This is a genomic window from Streptomyces sp. NPDC047982, assembly GCF_043204165.1.
Taxonomy (GTDB): domain Bacteria; phylum Actinomycetota; class Actinomycetes; order Streptomycetales; family Streptomycetaceae; genus Streptomyces.
Window position 1 is genome coordinate 48,803 of record NZ_JBIDBS010000008.1, and the last position, 14,923, is coordinate 63,725.

Genomic DNA, 14,923 nt, shown 5'->3' on the forward strand with positions numbered 1-14,923 from the left:
CATATGTCCCAGCTTTCCGGTCCAGCCTTCCCCCTCGGCGAGCGCGCGCTCACCGAGGATGGCACGCTGGTCGTCGACGGGCGGGAACTGCGCGTGCGGATCAGCGTGCGCCGTCGGCGTCTGGGCCTGACGGTCGAGCGGGACAGGTCGCTCACCCTGCACGTGCCCATGGGGTGTGGGGTCCGGCGGGCCGAAGAGTTCGTACGCTCCAGTGCCGGCTGGATCGACGCCAAGGCGCGACTCAGTGAAGAGCGGCGCCAACTCCATCCCACGCGGTCCCTCAGAGACGGCGAGATCCACCGGTACCTGGGGCGGGACCATCGGCTGCTCATCGTCGACAACAGGCGGGACGAAGCCTCGGTTCCCGCCGTTCGTCTCGTTGCCGGAAGGCTGCGGCTGGACAGCGCGATTGCGACGGATCCAGGACTCGCGCGCAGGGCGATTGCGGACTGGTACAGCCGGGCGGGGCAGCGTTGGATGCGGGGCCGTCTGCAACCCTGGGCCGCTCGGATGGACGTTCCCGAGCCGAGGGTACGCGTACGGGACCTGGGTCACAGGTGGGGGAGCTACCGGGCCGGCATGGACGACAACGGAGTGATCTCCCTGCACTGGGCGGTCTTCCAATTGCCGATACATCTCGTGGATTACGTGGTGGCGCACGAACTGGCCCACGTCCGGGTGGCCGGGCACGGCCCCGAGTACTGGCGTCTGCTGGGCAGGGCGTTGCCGGAGTGCCGCCGACTGAAGACCGAGTTGGACGAACTGGGCCGCCGGGTGTGGATGGGGGATCTGGCCTGACCGTTCTGGCGTTCTTCTCGTGTGGTGGCGACGGTCCGCATGGGGTGCGACAGTCCGCATGGGGTGTGACGGTCTCGACTTTCGCGTACCCCGGGCCGGGTGTTGCGTGCTGGATGGAGGCGGAGCCTCCCGTTGTGCCCCTCCGGCCATGAATATGGATCAAGTCCTCCCGCCCATACCGCTGTTGAGGGAGTGGTGCGGCCGTATCAGCCCTTCCATGAGCCAGGTCCGAAGGTGGGGATTCGGAAGAATTTGCGTGGCTGGTCCAGACCTTGACAGGTCTGGACCAGCGGCGCTTGAGTGGCCGTCACACCCCCCATGACGGCGCACCGTCCAGCTTCGGTGCGCCGCACCGAAGGAGTGATCACGTGATCAGACGCGTCATGGGCCTGCTTGCCGCGCTGGGCGCGGTTGCCGCCATGATGGTGGCCCTTCCGGCCACCACTGCCGCCGCGGCGGCGGAGTGCGCGACACCCTGGAGCTCCTCGTCCGTCTACACCGGTGGCGGAACGGTCTCCTACAACGGGCACAACTGGACCGCCAAGTGGTGGACCCAGAACGAGACTCCCGGAACCTCCGACGTCTGGGCCGATCAGGGCAGTTGCGGCGGAGGAGGCGGCGGTACCGACCCGGGCAACCCGTCCGGCTTCGTCGTGAGCGAGGCGCAGTTCAACCAGATGTTCCCGAACCGGAACCCCTTCTACACGTACAGCGGGCTCACCTCCGCGCTGAGCGCCTACCCGGCCTTCGCGAACACCGGCAGCGACACCGTCAAGCGCCAGGAGGCGGCGGCGTTCCTCGCCAACGTCAGCCACGAGACGGGCGGCCTGGTGTACGTGGTCGAGCAGAACACGTCGAACTATCCGCACTACTGCGACAGCAGCCAGCCCTACGGCTGCCCGGCCGGTCAGGCCGCGTACTACGGGCGAGGCCCGATCCAGCTCAGCTGGAACTTCAACTACAAGGCCGCCGGTGACGCCCTCGGTATCGATTTGCTGCACAACCCGTACCTGGTCGAGCAGGACGCCTCCGTCGCTTGGAAGACCGGTCTCTGGTACTGGAACACCCAGAACGGTCCCGGCACCATGACCGCCCACCAGGCCATGGTGAACGGCGCTGGATTCGGCGAGACCATCCGCTCCATCAACGGAGCCCTGGAGTGCAACGGGGGCAATCCGCCTCAGGTCCAGAGCCGTGTCGACCTCTACAAGGCGTTCACACAGATCCTCGGCACCACACCCGGCGACAACTTGAGCTGCTGACGCGGCTGGGAAGCACCGGCGGCGGGGAGTAGCGGCCGGGAAGTATCGGCAGGACCGGCAGGACTGGCAGAACCGACAGGGCCGGCTGCGGTGCCGGTTGGTGTATCCCGCACCCGCACACGACGGGGGCGTGTCCGGTTCGATCGGACACGCCCCCGTTCCGCGTCCAGGGAACGGCTCGCGCGCTCAGAAGGTTTCGCCGGATTCTTCCGCGATCTCCAAGGCGCGGAAGGCCAGCCACAGGTCGTAGCGGGCGCTCGGCGCCTGGAGCAGCGACCGCTGAAGCACTGACTCGAGGCGCGTAAGGCGCTTGCGGGCACCCGGTACCGAGATGCCCAACGCGGTGGCGGTGCAGGCTAGTTGGGCCTCACAGTCCAGCCAGACGCGGAGGGTGCTGCGCGGGTCGGAGGCGCTCCGGGAGGTGCCCGCCGTGGCGAGGGGACGCAACTGGTGCACCGCCCATTCCCGGACGGCCGGCCCGCGCAGGATGTCGTCCAGGTCGTCCAGTCGACCGGGGAGGGACGTCTGCGGTGCCTGGGGAGTCTGGGGGGCCTGGGGTGTGGTGGGCGTGCGGGGGGCGGCGGGTGTGTGGGGCCCAGTGGGTGTGTGAGGTGTAGCGCGGATGCGTAGCGCGAGGTCGAGGGCGGCCTGGTCGGCGAGCCGGTTCAGGTCGTGGCCGAGCAGTTCGCCGATCAGCCGCAGTCGCGCCGCGAGGGTGTTCCGGTGGATCTTCAGATGCTGGGTGGCGTGCGAGGAGAAGGAGAGCCATGAGGAGAGCGTCGCCGTCAGTTCCTGGCTGCCCGGGTCATGGCTGCGCCTTGGCACGTGGGTGAGCAGCGGGTTCAGGAGCGCGTCCGCCCACCGCGCACCGGCCGCGCCGACGACCAGGGCCGCCTCTGGAGCCGAACCGAACCGGGCGTGCCGGCTGGGCAGCCCGCGGGCCACGGCCAGGGCGTGGAACGCCTGGCGGTAACCGGTCGCCGTATCCGAGAGCGGCACGTCCTCGCTCGCGCCGACGATGCACTCGTCCACCACATCGGCGACGCGGCGTCCGACCGGTGGGTCGGCCGTGTCCGGACCGGCCGGTACGACGAGGATCAGATGACGCGAGTACACGGGGCACCGCACGATCCAGGACCTGCCTCCGGAGATCTCCGCGCAGACCCGGGCCACCTCGTCCCGATGGCCCTCGGGGCATTCCACGACGCACACCCGTACCGGGTCGGACAGTTCGGGCTTCAACGCTCCCGCGACCTGATGCGCGAGGGACAGCTGGCCGGTCATGAGCAGATGCAGCACCGCTTCGCGGTTGCGAGACTCCGCCAGATCGACGCGGCGGCGCGTGCGCTCCACGGTCTCCGCCGCCCAGCACATGGCGAGCGGTACGGCGACGTCGGAAACCAGCGTGGCCAGCCCGTCCGGCAGCGGGCGCGGGGCGACGACGGCCAGGAGCGGGGCGGCGGTGCCGGGCGGGCCGTCCAGGGGGAACAGCAGCACGGTGTGCGGCCCCTCGTCGAAAGAGAAGGAGCGCGCGCCGAGCGACGCCAGCTCCTTGGCACCGTCGGCCGCCAAGGCGGCGGCCTCGACGGCCCACGCGGCGGTCCCGGTGGTCGGCGGGGCGCCGGCGGCCGGGGTGCCGGTGGCCGGGACACCGGCGTCCGCCCCCGTCCGGACTCCTGTCCCTGTCCCTGCCTCCGCCCCTTTCCCTGTCCCTGTCCCTGCCTCCGCCCCTTTCCCTGTCCCTGTCCCTGCCTCCGCCCCTTTCCCTGTCCCTGTCCCGACTTCTGTTCCTGCCTCTGCCCCCGTGCCAGTCCGGGCTCCTGTCCCCGTCCTCGTCCGGATGGCTGTCCCTGCATCGGTGCCGTCCGTGGCCCTGGTCGCGCCGTGCAGGACACCTCCGTCCGCGTTGAGCAGCCCGGCCCATCCTTCGGCCCGACTGGACACCCAGCGCAGGAGTTCGCGCGAGCCACCGGTCCGGGCCAGCCGGTACATCCTCAGTACGTCGTCGGCCCGTTGCCGCCCCTGCACCTGTCCTCCGCTCATCGCGCCGTGCTCCCGTGCCTCTGTGCCTCCGCGTCCACGCGCCCTTGCGCCTCCACGTTTCTGTGTCTCCGCGCGTTCTGTGCCCGCCAAAAACGGGGCGCAGCGTACCGGTTTCACTGTGCGAACTGATACCTCGGGCGGCCCACGCAGTGCGAACTGAATCTTTCTGTCGTCTACCTGACGTCATAAAGTTCGAACACGGTTGCGGCGCCCTTCGGGAGAGGGGCATGGGGGCGACGGCAGCGGCTCACGGGGGTGGCCGCTGCCGTCGGCCGCGACTGTTCCCCCTTCTCCCCTTCCCTTCTTTCTCTTCTCCCTGTTCCTTCGGCTTCTTCCGGCCGTTGTCAGTGGTGGTCTCCAAGGGCTGTCCCGTAATCCCTGGTGGAGCAGCGCGCGGCGTCGGATGCGGTGCATCGCAAGGCGGAGGGGCGCCCGCATACTGGATGTATGTGGGCGTTCCGACAACGCGGCGAGGCGCCGTAGCTGTCGTCGTGCGCCCGCCAGGGATTACGGGACAGCCCTTAGGCTCTGCTCACGACCAGGACCGCGAGCAGAGCCGACCGGGAGAGCCCATCGCCATGGAGTTCCGTATCGAGTGCAGAGCGCTGACCGACGCCGTGATCTGGGCGGCCCGGGTGCTGCCGACTCGTTCGACCGTTCCGGTGCTGGGCGGGCTGCTGCTGGAGGCGGAGGCCGGCCGGCTGCGCATCTCGGGCATGGACCATGAGGCGTCCGCGTGCATCGAGGTGGACGCGGAGATCGTGCGCCCCGGAAAGGTGCTGGTCATGGGGCGGCGGCTGGTCGAGGTGGGCCGGGTGCTGCCCGACGGTGTGGTGGAGTGCGCGGTCGAGGGGGCACGGTTCTCCCTGACCGGTGGCGGCGCCCGGTTCGGGCTCTCGGTGCTGTCGCTCGACGACTATCCGGCGTTGCCGGAGCTGCCCCCGGTGCTCGGGGAGGTGGACGCGGCGGAGTTCGCCGATGCGGTCGCCCAGGTCTCGGTGGCGGCGGCCTGGGACGACTCGCTGCCCACGCTGACCGGTGTCCGGCTGGCACTGGACGGCGACAGGATGATGCTCGCCGCGACGGACCGCTACCGGTTCGCAGTGCGTACGGTCACGTGGAAGCCAGGCAGGGAGGACGTCTCGGCGGATGTGCTGGTATCCGCCCGCAGGCTGTCCGAGATCACCCGTTCCTTCGACCGGTCCGGGGCGTGTCGACTGGCCCTGGACGGCGGCTCGGCCGGTTTCGAACAGGACGGCGCGCGGGCCACGGTGCGACTGCTCGACGGCCGACTGCCGCGCCACGACAAGCTGTTCGCGCTGACGGACCCAGTCAGTGTGATCGCGGATCGGGAGGAGCTGACCGGATCGGTCGCTCGGGTCGCCGTGGTCGCCGAGGGCGGCAGCCCGTTGCACCTTACGTTCTCGGGCGGCTCGGCGCTGCTTCAGGCGGGGTACGAGGACGACGTGGCCTCCCAGCGTCTGGACGTCGAGCTCATCGGCGCCGACGAGATGACGGTGGCGTTCGACCCCGTGTACTTGTCGAACGGGCTGTCCTCATTCGGCGCACCGGTGATCCGCCTCGACCTGATGGGTCCGGGGCAGCGTGCGATGATTACCGGCTGGCCGTCCCGGGAGGACGCGGTTCGGCAGGCGACGCCTCCGACCCACCAGCATCTTCTGATGTCGGTCAAGCCGCTGGTCTAGGGATACTCGGTCGTGAGGCCATGCGGTCGTGAGGCCATGCGGCCGTTGGGCCGTTGGGTCGTTGGGCCGTGACGCCGGTGACAGGCGGCGGATCGGTGGCGCCCGCCGAGTGCGGTGTGTCCCCGCTCCGTCACGGATTCGGACGTCCTACGGACCCGCGCTCGTCACTGGCCCACCCTCGTCACCGACCCGCACTTGTCACCGATCAGCCGTCGTCACTGGCCCACCCTTCCGTCGAGGCACTCGCGCAACAGGTCGGCGTGCCCGCAGTGACGGGCGTACTCCTCGATCCTGTGCACCATCAGCTCCCGGACCGCGATCTTGTTTTTTCCCATGCGCTCGCTCAGGTCCGGGTGCCGGGCCAGCGCGGCGTCGGTCGCTGCCTGCTCACGCTCCAGATCGCGGTACGCGGCATCGATCACGGCCTGCTCGGCGACGGCTCCGTCGAAGTCCGCGTCACGCTCGCCGTACAGCTTCGGCAGCGGGTCACCGTCGCCGATCCAGTTGTGCCAGTCCCGTTCCACCTCGGCCAGGTGCCGGACCAGGCCGAGCAGCGACATCGTCGACGGGGGAACCGACCGACGGGCCAGTTGCTCCGCGTCCAGTCCCTCGCACTTCATCCGCAAGGTCATGCGGTAGCCCGTCAGGAAGTCCTGCAGCGTCGCAAGCTCGCCTTCCGGCCCCGGCCCTGCGTTGTCGCGGGGGTCGTCGTCCGGATCGACCCACATATCGGGGTAGACGGTCGCCTGGCTCCATCGCGCTGGTTGGTCACTCATGCGCACCATGCTCGTCCGTGACGGCCCGGGCCCGCCACCGAGTTCTCGCTTCGAGGCGAGACCATTGGCACCAGGACGAGGTGCCGGTCCCGGCGGCGAGACCTTCCGGCGGGCAGGCCGGTACCGCATCCGCTTCGGTCGGTCAGGCCGCCCTCCGTCCCCCGTCGGGACGCTTCGTACACCAGGGCTGTGCCCGCCCGCCGTCGGCACGTCATCAGTGGGCCCTTCCCGTCAGTGGGCCGTTCTTCGCCCGTGAGCTGTCCCCGTCCGTTCTCATCCGTTCGTTTCCGGCCAGCCCAGGAACGTCGGTTCCTCACTGGTGAGTTGCGAGCTCCGTCCAGGACAGTTCCGCCATCTGACATGCCACAAGTTCCATGCAAGGAAGGTCAGTCGGCCCTGGTATAGGCCAACTGTCCGCTGCCGTCCTTGTTCTTGCGGTGCAGCGAGCCGTCCGGGAGCAGTGTGAGCACGGTGGGCTTGCCTGCTGTGCAGGACGACATCGGCTCACCGACGACCACCGTGGAGGCGTCGACCTCCATCGGACCGGACACGGACGGCTCCGTGGACAGGGAAGCCTCGAAGACGCAGTGGTACGACCCGCCGCCGTCGAGCGGTCCGTCCGCGGTGAGGGTGAGCACGGTATCCCCGACCGCGCCCTGCCGGATGACGAGTTCTCGGGTCGAACGCCCCGAGGGGGTGTCGATGGAACCCGACCAGCTGCCCAGGAAGCCGGCGGGTATGGGGCCGTGGCCGCTCCGCTCGTCGTCGGAGGGCGAATCGTCCGGAGCCGAGGACGCCTGATCGTCGCCGCCGTGCGCACCTGAGGACGTCCCGGCCGGTGGCGGTGACACGGTGGAGGACGGAACGAGCTCATGGCTCTTTTCGTTCAACAGCGTGTAGACGGACCCGCCCGCACCGATCGCGACGAGTACAGCCACCGCGACGAGTGCGATCGTCGCCCCCCTGCCCCGTCGGACGGGTTCCGGGGCGGGCTGCGGGGCGGGGGTGTAGAGCGGGCCGTACGGAGGTGTTGGGCCGAATCTTGGCTGCTGGTACGCGTGTTGCTGCTGCGGATATCCGTACCCGGTGCCGCTCTGCTGCGTACCGAACGCCATCTGACCCGGGTGCGGCTGGGCGGGCGGCGGGTACCCGTACGCGTGGGAATGCGGCGCGGGGGGCGGTACGGGAGCGGGGGCGCCGACCATGGTGGGTATCGAGTGCGTGGCGCCGGGCGGTGTCGGAACGGACCGGTCGCCCGATGCGTCCGTTGCGACGGGTCCGGCTGGAGTGGTGGGGGTGGGAGCTGGGGGCGCGGAAGGAACGGAAGGAACGGAAGGAACGGGGGGTCCGGCGGCGGCAGGAGGGGTGGTGGACACGCCGGGCGTGGTGGGCGCCGTGGCCTGCGAGCCTGTGGGTGGCCGCTGCTCGGGCCCCTCGTCCGGGTCCTCGGAGTCCAGCAGTTCCACGGCGTGGCGCCCGAGCTGGGCGATGAGCGCGCCCGGAAGCCACGGTTCCGCCGCGTCACCGTCCGCCAGGCGTTCCAGGATCGCGTCCGTCGACGGGCGGGTGGCCGGGGCCTTGCGCAGGCAGTCCCGGATCAGCTCGACGAGACCCGTCGGGACGCCGGTCAGATCCGGTTCCTCCTGGGCGATCCGATACATCTGCGCGTGCACACCGCTGTCGGAGTCCCCGAACGGAAGCCGGCCGGTCGACGCGTACGCCAGTACCGAGCCGAGGCAGAACACGTCGCACGCCGGGGTCACCCTTTCGCCACGCACCTGCTCCGGCGACATGAAGCCGGGCGAACCGACCAGCGCCCCGGTACGGGTGAGCCCACCGTCGGTGACGGTGTCGAGGGCCCGGGCGATGCCGAAGTCGATGACGCGCGGGCCGTCGATCGTCAGCAGGATGTTGGAGGGCTTCAGGTCACGGTGGATGAGCCCGGCGGCATGGATGGCCCGGAGGGCGTGGGCGAGGCCGGCGCCCAGGATGCGGACCGAGCGTTCGGGCAGCGGGCCGTACACGCCAGGTACCGGTGCCGATTGTCCGGCGACGCCGGGGACGGGCGGGGTTCCCGGTCGGCCGGAGACCGTGGCCTGGAGGGAAGGGCCGGCGACATAGCCCGTCGCCACCCAGGGCACGGCGGCCTCGGTGTCGGCGTCCAGCACCGGTGCCGTCCAGGCGGAGCCGACCTGGCGCGCGGCTCGCACCTCCTGACGGAACCGGTCGCGGAACTCCTGCTGCGCGGCGAGCTCGGCGCGCACCAGCTTGATCGCGACGGTGCGGCCGCGGTCGGAGCGGGCCAGATAGACCTGGCCCATCCCACCGGCGCCGAGCCTGCCCAGCAGTCGGTAGCCGCCGATGCGTTGCGGGTCGGTGGGCCCGAGCTTGTCCATGGTGTGTGTCCTCCCCCTGCGGCGAATACGCCGGAACGCGTCGAGGATAGCGGCGCGCGATGCCGCTCCGAGGGACCGGATCCGGGCCCCTCGGAGCGCAACTCCCCGTGCCTGCCCGCGCTTTACTTTCCCCTCCGCCTCACGCGCCGGTCCCCGTTTCACGCCCCCTGCTCGCCTTCCGCCCTCGTTCCGCCGCCTTGTGCTCTGGTCCTCGGCGCGTCGCCGCTGCCGGCTCGGCGGAGCCGCTGGTACCGGGTCTTGGCCCGGTGCTGCCACGTGCCTTGAGCCGGGCGAAGAGCCCATGGGCGCGGGCCCGCCGCTCCGGACTGGAGGGGCAGGGGCGAGGCTGGAGGCCGGATACGAGCACCGTCACGCCGGCCACGAGAACCGTTATGACGGACACGAGGAGCGGCATCGTGGCGCGAGAGGTGATGAGGCGGACGCGAGGAGCGACGCGGCGGGTGCGGGGAGTGGTGCGGCGGGCGCGAAGCGTGCCATGGGTGTAAACGCCGCCATCCCTCGCCACTGGTCGCCGTCGGTATCGGGGAGTGCGGAAGCTGTGACGCGACACCCTGCCCACCAAAGCGCCGCACGCCATACAAGGTGGCCATGTCAGCTCGCCCCCTGCGCATCTACGCTCGCCGCATGACCCCTCATGCCTCGCATGCCCTGCATGTCGACCCCGCCGCCGGCGCGGCCGTGAAGGCCGCAGACCGCGCACACGTGTTCCACTCCTGGTCCGCCCAGGGCCTCATCGACCCGCTCGCCGTCGCCGGCGCCGAGGGGGCGTACTTCTGGGACTACGACGGCAACCGCTACCTGGACTTCACCAGCGGGCTCGTCTACACCAACATCGGCTACCAGCACCCCGCCGTCGTCGCCGCGATCCAGGAGCAGGCGGGCAGGCTCGCCACCTTCGCCCCCGCGTTCGCGATCGAGGCGCGCTCCGAGGCCGCACGCCTCATCGCCGAGCGCACCCCCGGCGACCTGGACAAGATCTTCTTCACCAACGGCGGCGCGGAGGCCGTGGAGAACGCCATCCGGATGGCGCGGCTGCACACCGGGCGCGCGAAGGTGCTCTCCGCGTACCGCTCGTACCACGGTGCCACCTCCACCGCGATCAACCTGACCGGCGACCCGCGCCGCTGGCCGTCCGACAACGGTTCGGCAGGCGTCGTCCACTTCTGGGCTCCGTTCCTCTACCGCTCGCCGTTCCACTCCGAGACGGAGGAGCAGGAGTGCGCCCGCGCGCTCCAGCACTTGGAGGACACCCTCGCCTTCGAGGGTCCCGGAACGATCGCGGCGATCATCCTGGAGACGATCCCCGGGACCGCAGGCATCATGACGCCGCCGCCCGGCTACCTGGCGGGCGTCCGCGAGATCTGCGACCGGTACGGCATCGTCTTCGTCCTCGACGAGGTGATGGCCGGCTTCGGGCGCACCGGCAAGTGGTTCGCCGCCGACCACTTCGATGTCGTGCCGGACCTGATGACCTTCGCCAAGGGCGTCAACTCCGGTTATGTACCGCTCGGCGGGGTCGCGATCTCCGCCGAGATCGCCGCCACCTTCGAGACCCGCCCCTACCCGGGCGGACTGACCTACTCCGGTCACCCGCTGGCGTGCGCCGCCGCCGTCGCCACCATTCACGTGATGGAGGACGAGAAGGTCATCGAGAATGCCGCCCACATGGGCGAGACGGTGCTCGGCCCCGGCCTGCGCGACCTCGCCGAGCGGCACCCGTCGGTGGGTGAGGTCCGCGGCCTCGGAGCGTTCTGGGCGCTGGAACTGGTCCGTGACAGGGAGACGCGCGAGCCGCTGGTCCCGTACAACCCGACGCCCGAGGCCAACGCGCCGATGGCAGCCTTCGGCGCGGCGGCGAAGAAGAACGGCCTCTGGCCCTTCGTCAACATGAACCGCACCCACGTCGTTCCCGCCTGCAACATCACCGAGGCTGAGGCCACGGCGGGCCTCGCGGCCCTCGACGCGGCGCTGTCGGTCGCGGACGAGTACACCGCGCAGTAGGCGCGTACGCGTGTAACGAGTACGTCGTGCAACGCGTACACGCGTAGCGAATACATCGGGTGGCCATGGACGCGTGCACCGCGTGGCCGCTCCTTCCCGGCCACCGGTCCCCGTGCGGGCCGGTGGCCGGTGGCTTTCACCCGTTCGCCCTTCCGCTGTCTCCCCTTCTGCCCGGATCCGGGCACGCCGACCCTGCCTTAAGGTTGCCGGAGGCGGAGAGCAGGGGAGGGGACGCCATGCGCGCGAGCGGAGCTGTGACCCGCAGCACGCTGCGGCAGCAGATCGCGGACGCGCTGCGTGACGAAGTGCTGGCCGGACGATTGCAGCGGGGACGGGAATTCACCGTCAAGCAGATCGCCGAACAGTACGGTGTCTCGGCGACGCCGGTGCGCGAGGCGCTCTTCGACCTCTCGGCGCAGGGACTGCTCGAATCCGATCAGCACCGCGGTTTCCGGGTACGCGAGTTCACCGTCGCCGACTACCGCTCGATGGTCGAAGCCCGCACCCTGGTCATCGACGGGGTCATTCGCGATGTCTTCCACGGCTTCGGGCCAGGGCTGTCGGCCGCGCGTGCGGCGGTGTACCAGGACGGTCTGGTCTCCGTGCGGCGCAGGGCCCAGGAGGCCGCGCGGGCGGCACAGGGCGGCGACCTCGACATTCTCATCGGCTACGACCTCCGCTTCTGGCGGGAGTTGGGCGCGCTCGTCGACAACGCGTACATCAACGACTTTCTGCACCGGCTGCGCGTCCAGGCATGGGTGTTCGCCGTGCCGTACCTGCGCCATGACGCGAGCGCCCGGGACTGGCTCTGGCACGGCCACCCGGAACTCGTCGCGGCGATCACACTGTGCGATCACGACGCGGTGCGTGCCGTGATGGACGACTACAACGCGCACGCGCTGAACTGGGCGGACCGGCTCGCGGCCGGAATGCTCGCGCTCCCCACCGCGTCCGCCCCCGCAGGCCCGACCAACCCCGCCAACCCTGCGGCCCCCGGCCCCGCCAACACCGCCGAGACCTCCATCCCCACCGATCCTGCGGCTCCCGGCCCTGCCATCTCCGAGGAACCGGGCTCGGGCCGTTCGGGGTCCTGACGGGCGTGATTTCCGGAGATGTCCGACCGTGCCCGGCCGTGCCCGGCCGTGCCTGCCGCCCCGTCAAGTGCTGCCGCACACATCGGGGCCGACGCCACGTCAGCCTGAGCGACCGTCCGGCCGGCGCCGCGTCATTCCTGAGGCCGTCCAGGCCGACGTCAGTCGGTCCTGCGCTCCCGCCAGTCCGACATCCGTCGGTCCTGCGTACCGTCAGGCGACATGCCGTGACTCCTGCCGACCCGTCAGCGGTGGACGTCAGGCCGCCTCTCCGGCTCCTTCTGGCGGACCGGGCACTGTGCGCGACGTGCCGCCCGCATTACGCTGTTCCGACTGTTGTGAATATTCCGATGCGCACCTGTGGGAGAGCGAGACTTCGTGGCCTGTGACCTGTGGCTGGTCCCCCTCGTCGATGTGCTGTGCCACAGCCCCGACAACCCGTTCGCCGAAGAGATCGCCGCCTACGACAAGGTTCTGGGCGACGCCGGACTGCCGCCCGTCCCCGTGTACGCGTACATGCCGGGCCTGACCGGTGACGTGGCCCCGGTCGCGGGTTTCGACTACGACGCCCTGCACCTCCTGCGCCGCGCCTATCTGCTCAGGCTCAGCGGCCTCGCCGTCACACCCGTCGACGAACTCGGTGGGGACTACGAGCAGTTGCTGGAGATGTTCGGGGCGACGGCCCGGCAGTCCCATCTGGTCTGGCACTACGACCACGCGGGGGCCTACGTTCCGCTGGACTTCGCCGCGCCGCTCTCCGACGACGACCTGCTCGCGGGCGGCGGCCCTCTCGGCTCCAGCCACGGGCTGCTGAGGGAGCTGGAGTTCGTCGCCCCGTCCCTCGGCATCGACCCGGCGAACCCGCCGGCCGCACCACTGCCGCCCGCCGCACCGACCGAGCTGGAGGAACCGGCGGGCCCGATTCCTTACGACAACGCTCCGTTCGCCCGTGAGAGGCATGTCTGGCTGGGCCTGCACGCGGCCACCACCCGCAGCCTCGCCCAGGGGTCGATGATCGTCTTCAGCTGACCGTTCCCCGCCCACAGGCGGCTGTACAGGGGTGGCTGTTCCCCGCGCCCGAACCGGCGTCCGGACGGCCTTGCGGGGTCCGTGGCCCGAAACGTGCTGCCCGGCCGGGTCCCTCCGGCTCCCCGCGGTGGTCTCACCGCGGGGACTCCGGGGGCCGCTGCCGCGGCATGTTCGGCCGGGCGATCGTCTGCATCGGGAACCGCCCCGGCTGCGCGCCGTGCTCCGTACGCCCGCCGCCCGCGCCGCCGGACGACAGGGCCTGGAGCCCCATCGGGGCCGGACCGGCCCGGAACTCCACCATCCAGTCCGCGGTCTCGGTCCGGACCAGTTCCGTGACGTCCTCCGAGAACCGCCGCAGCACCCCGAGGCAGCGCTCTGCCGCCTCGCTGGCCGTCCCCTCGGTCGGGCCCAGCACCTCCCGTACGGACTCCGAGGCCCAGTCGAACTGGAGCACCTGGAGGCGGCGCTGCACGGCTTGGGCGGTGGCGAGACTCCTTATCCAGCCCGATGTGAGGCCGAAGTACCGGTCGCACGCCATGCACGCGGCCCCCAGCAGCAGCGACAGATAGCCCCACCCCGCCGCCCCGGCGAGCGCCCCGGTGAGGTCGAGCAGGGGCAGGGCGGCCCCGGCGACCGCCCCGGCGGCCGTACCGATCCGCAGCGTCCTGGCCGCACGGCGCTTCCAGATCCGGTCGCTCAGGTACCAGTCGGCGGTGTGCAGTGCCTCCGCCTCGACCCAGCGGTACAGCTCGTCGAGACGTTCGGCGGGTTCACCCCAGTCGCCGAGCGGGAACGGCGTACCGGTCAGGTCCCCGCCCCGGCCCCGCGCGACCCGGCCACGTGCGCCGGAGCCCGAACCGGAGGAACCGGCCGAGCCGGCCGAACCGGACTCGTTGCGGGGTCCTTCGGGCTGCATCTCCGGCTGACTCACCGGGGTACTCCTCTGCATTCTGCTTAATGACGCCTGATGTGCGGCGGTGGTTTCGGCGGTGGGCTGATCACTGCTCTCCGGCGCGGCCGACTGTCCCGCTTACGTAACTTTGCGTGACGGGCGGCGCGCCCGTGTGTCCTGACGCGCATGCCCTTCCTACCGCCGAATGGTGGGCCGCGGGGTCGAAACGGCGTTACGCCCGGGCATGTGGGGCCTGTGATCAGGTATGGGCGTCATATCGGCGCTGACTCAAACTCACTCGAAAGAGTTGCTCGCCAGCGGGTGAAGCGTGCTGTGCGGTGACCACGTAGGCTCGACATATCCGAAACATGTTGTCGTCGAATTGCCAGGAGTGACCGTGATTCCCGGTGCGGGTCAGCCCAACATGCAGCAGTTGCTGCAACAAGCCCAGAAGATGCAGCAGGACCTTGCCGCGGCTCAGGAGGAGCTGGCCAGGACCGAGGTCGAGGGCCAGGCAGGGGGCGGTCTGGTGAAGGCGACCGTGACCGGCTCCGGCGAGCTCCGCGCCCTGGTGATCGACCCGAAGGCCGTCGACCCGGAGGACACCGAGACGCTCGCGGACCTCGTCGTCGCCGCGGTCCAGGCGGCGAACGAGAACGCGCAGCAGATCCAGCAGCAGAAGCTGGGCCCACTCGCCCAGGGACTGGGCGGCATGCCCGGTCTCCCCTTCTGACCACCTCCGGTCGTCGCTGACCACGTCCGGGCCGTCGCACTTGGTCGGCCCGGCCGTCTCCCGGCGATCGAGATCATCGACGTCCGCGAGCCCAACGAGTTCGAGCTGCCGTCGCACGGGCTGTGGCCCACGCCGATCGTTTCCCCGGTTGTCGTTCGGGGCCGGTCCGAGCCGC

General features: G+C 70.5%; 10 protein-coding genes and 1 pseudogene. 7 read left to right on the forward strand and 4 right to left on the reverse strand.

Translation table 11 applies throughout. The annotated features are described in order from the left end of the window. The first annotated feature begins 3 nt into the window (after positions 1-3). Both ACGF2V_RS12285 and ACGF2V_RS12290 read left to right on the forward strand, forming a co-directional pair. On the forward strand, positions 4-798 hold the full coding sequence (locus tag ACGF2V_RS12285) for a SprT family zinc-dependent metalloprotease (protein ID WP_362707628.1): 795 nt from the start codon (positions 4-6) through the stop codon (positions 796-798). Between the two features lie 368 nt (positions 799-1,166). After that, positions 1,167-2,060: a glycoside hydrolase family 19 protein gene (locus ACGF2V_RS12290; protein WP_362707625.1), complete on the forward strand. Its 894-nt coding sequence runs from the start codon at positions 1,167-1,169 to the stop codon at positions 2,058-2,060. A 186-nt stretch (positions 2,061-2,246) separates the two neighbouring features. Here the strand turns inward: ACGF2V_RS12290 and ACGF2V_RS12295 are convergent. After that, positions 2,247-3,716 (reverse strand): annotated as a pseudogene (locus tag ACGF2V_RS12295) (helix-turn-helix domain-containing protein); the annotation flags it as partial. 965 nt (positions 3,717-4,681) lie between these two features. Here ACGF2V_RS12295 and dnaN point away from each other — a divergent pair. Beyond that, the gene (gene dnaN, locus ACGF2V_RS12300) at positions 4,682-5,809 is read left to right on the forward strand and encodes a DNA polymerase III subunit beta (protein WP_362707622.1); all 1,128 of its coding nucleotides are present in this window, start codon (positions 4,682-4,684) and stop codon (positions 5,807-5,809) included. Positions 5,810-6,024: 215 nt separating this feature from the next. Here dnaN and ACGF2V_RS12305 read toward each other — a convergent pair whose 3' ends face one another. Further along, positions 6,025-6,585 (reverse strand): DinB family protein, encoded by a 561-nt coding sequence (locus ACGF2V_RS12305; protein WP_362625609.1) that lies wholly within the window; start codon positions 6,583-6,585, stop codon positions 6,025-6,027. A gap of 386 nt (positions 6,586-6,971) precedes the next feature. Next, the gene (locus tag ACGF2V_RS12310) at positions 6,972-8,981 is read right to left on the reverse strand and encodes a serine/threonine-protein kinase (RefSeq protein WP_362707619.1); all 2,010 of its coding nucleotides are present in this window, start codon (positions 8,979-8,981) and stop codon (positions 6,972-6,974) included. A gap of 645 nt (positions 8,982-9,626) precedes the next feature. Between ACGF2V_RS12310 and ACGF2V_RS12315 the strand changes: the two genes are divergently transcribed. From ACGF2V_RS12315 to ACGF2V_RS12325, 3 genes are all read left to right on the forward strand, one after another. Beyond that, positions 9,627-11,003 (forward strand): aspartate aminotransferase family protein, encoded by a 1,377-nt coding sequence (locus ACGF2V_RS12315; RefSeq protein WP_362625605.1) that lies wholly within the window; start codon positions 9,627-9,629, stop codon positions 11,001-11,003. Between the two features lie 236 nt (positions 11,004-11,239). Beyond that, on the forward strand, positions 11,240-12,097 hold the full coding sequence (locus tag ACGF2V_RS12320; RefSeq protein ID WP_362707616.1) for a GntR family transcriptional regulator: 858 nt from the start codon (positions 11,240-11,242) through the stop codon (positions 12,095-12,097). A 375-nt stretch (positions 12,098-12,472) separates the two neighbouring features. Continuing rightward, positions 12,473-13,123, forward strand: a complete 651-nt coding sequence (locus tag ACGF2V_RS12325) for a hypothetical protein (protein WP_362707696.1) — start codon at positions 12,473-12,475, stop codon at positions 13,121-13,123. Between the two features lie 133 nt (positions 13,124-13,256). On the opposite strand, the gene ACGF2V_RS12330 is transcribed toward ACGF2V_RS12325, so the two are convergent. Then, positions 13,257-14,054, reverse strand: a complete 798-nt coding sequence (locus ACGF2V_RS12330) for an SLATT domain-containing protein (protein WP_362707613.1) — start codon at positions 14,052-14,054, stop codon at positions 13,257-13,259. 358 nt (positions 14,055-14,412) lie between these two features. Between ACGF2V_RS12330 and ACGF2V_RS12335 the strand changes: the two genes are divergently transcribed. Continuing rightward, a complete protein-coding gene (locus tag ACGF2V_RS12335) occupies positions 14,413-14,748 on the forward strand; it encodes a YbaB/EbfC family nucleoid-associated protein (RefSeq protein ID WP_362625599.1) in 336 nt (111 codons plus the stop codon). Positions 14,749-14,923: the final 175 nt, after the last annotated feature.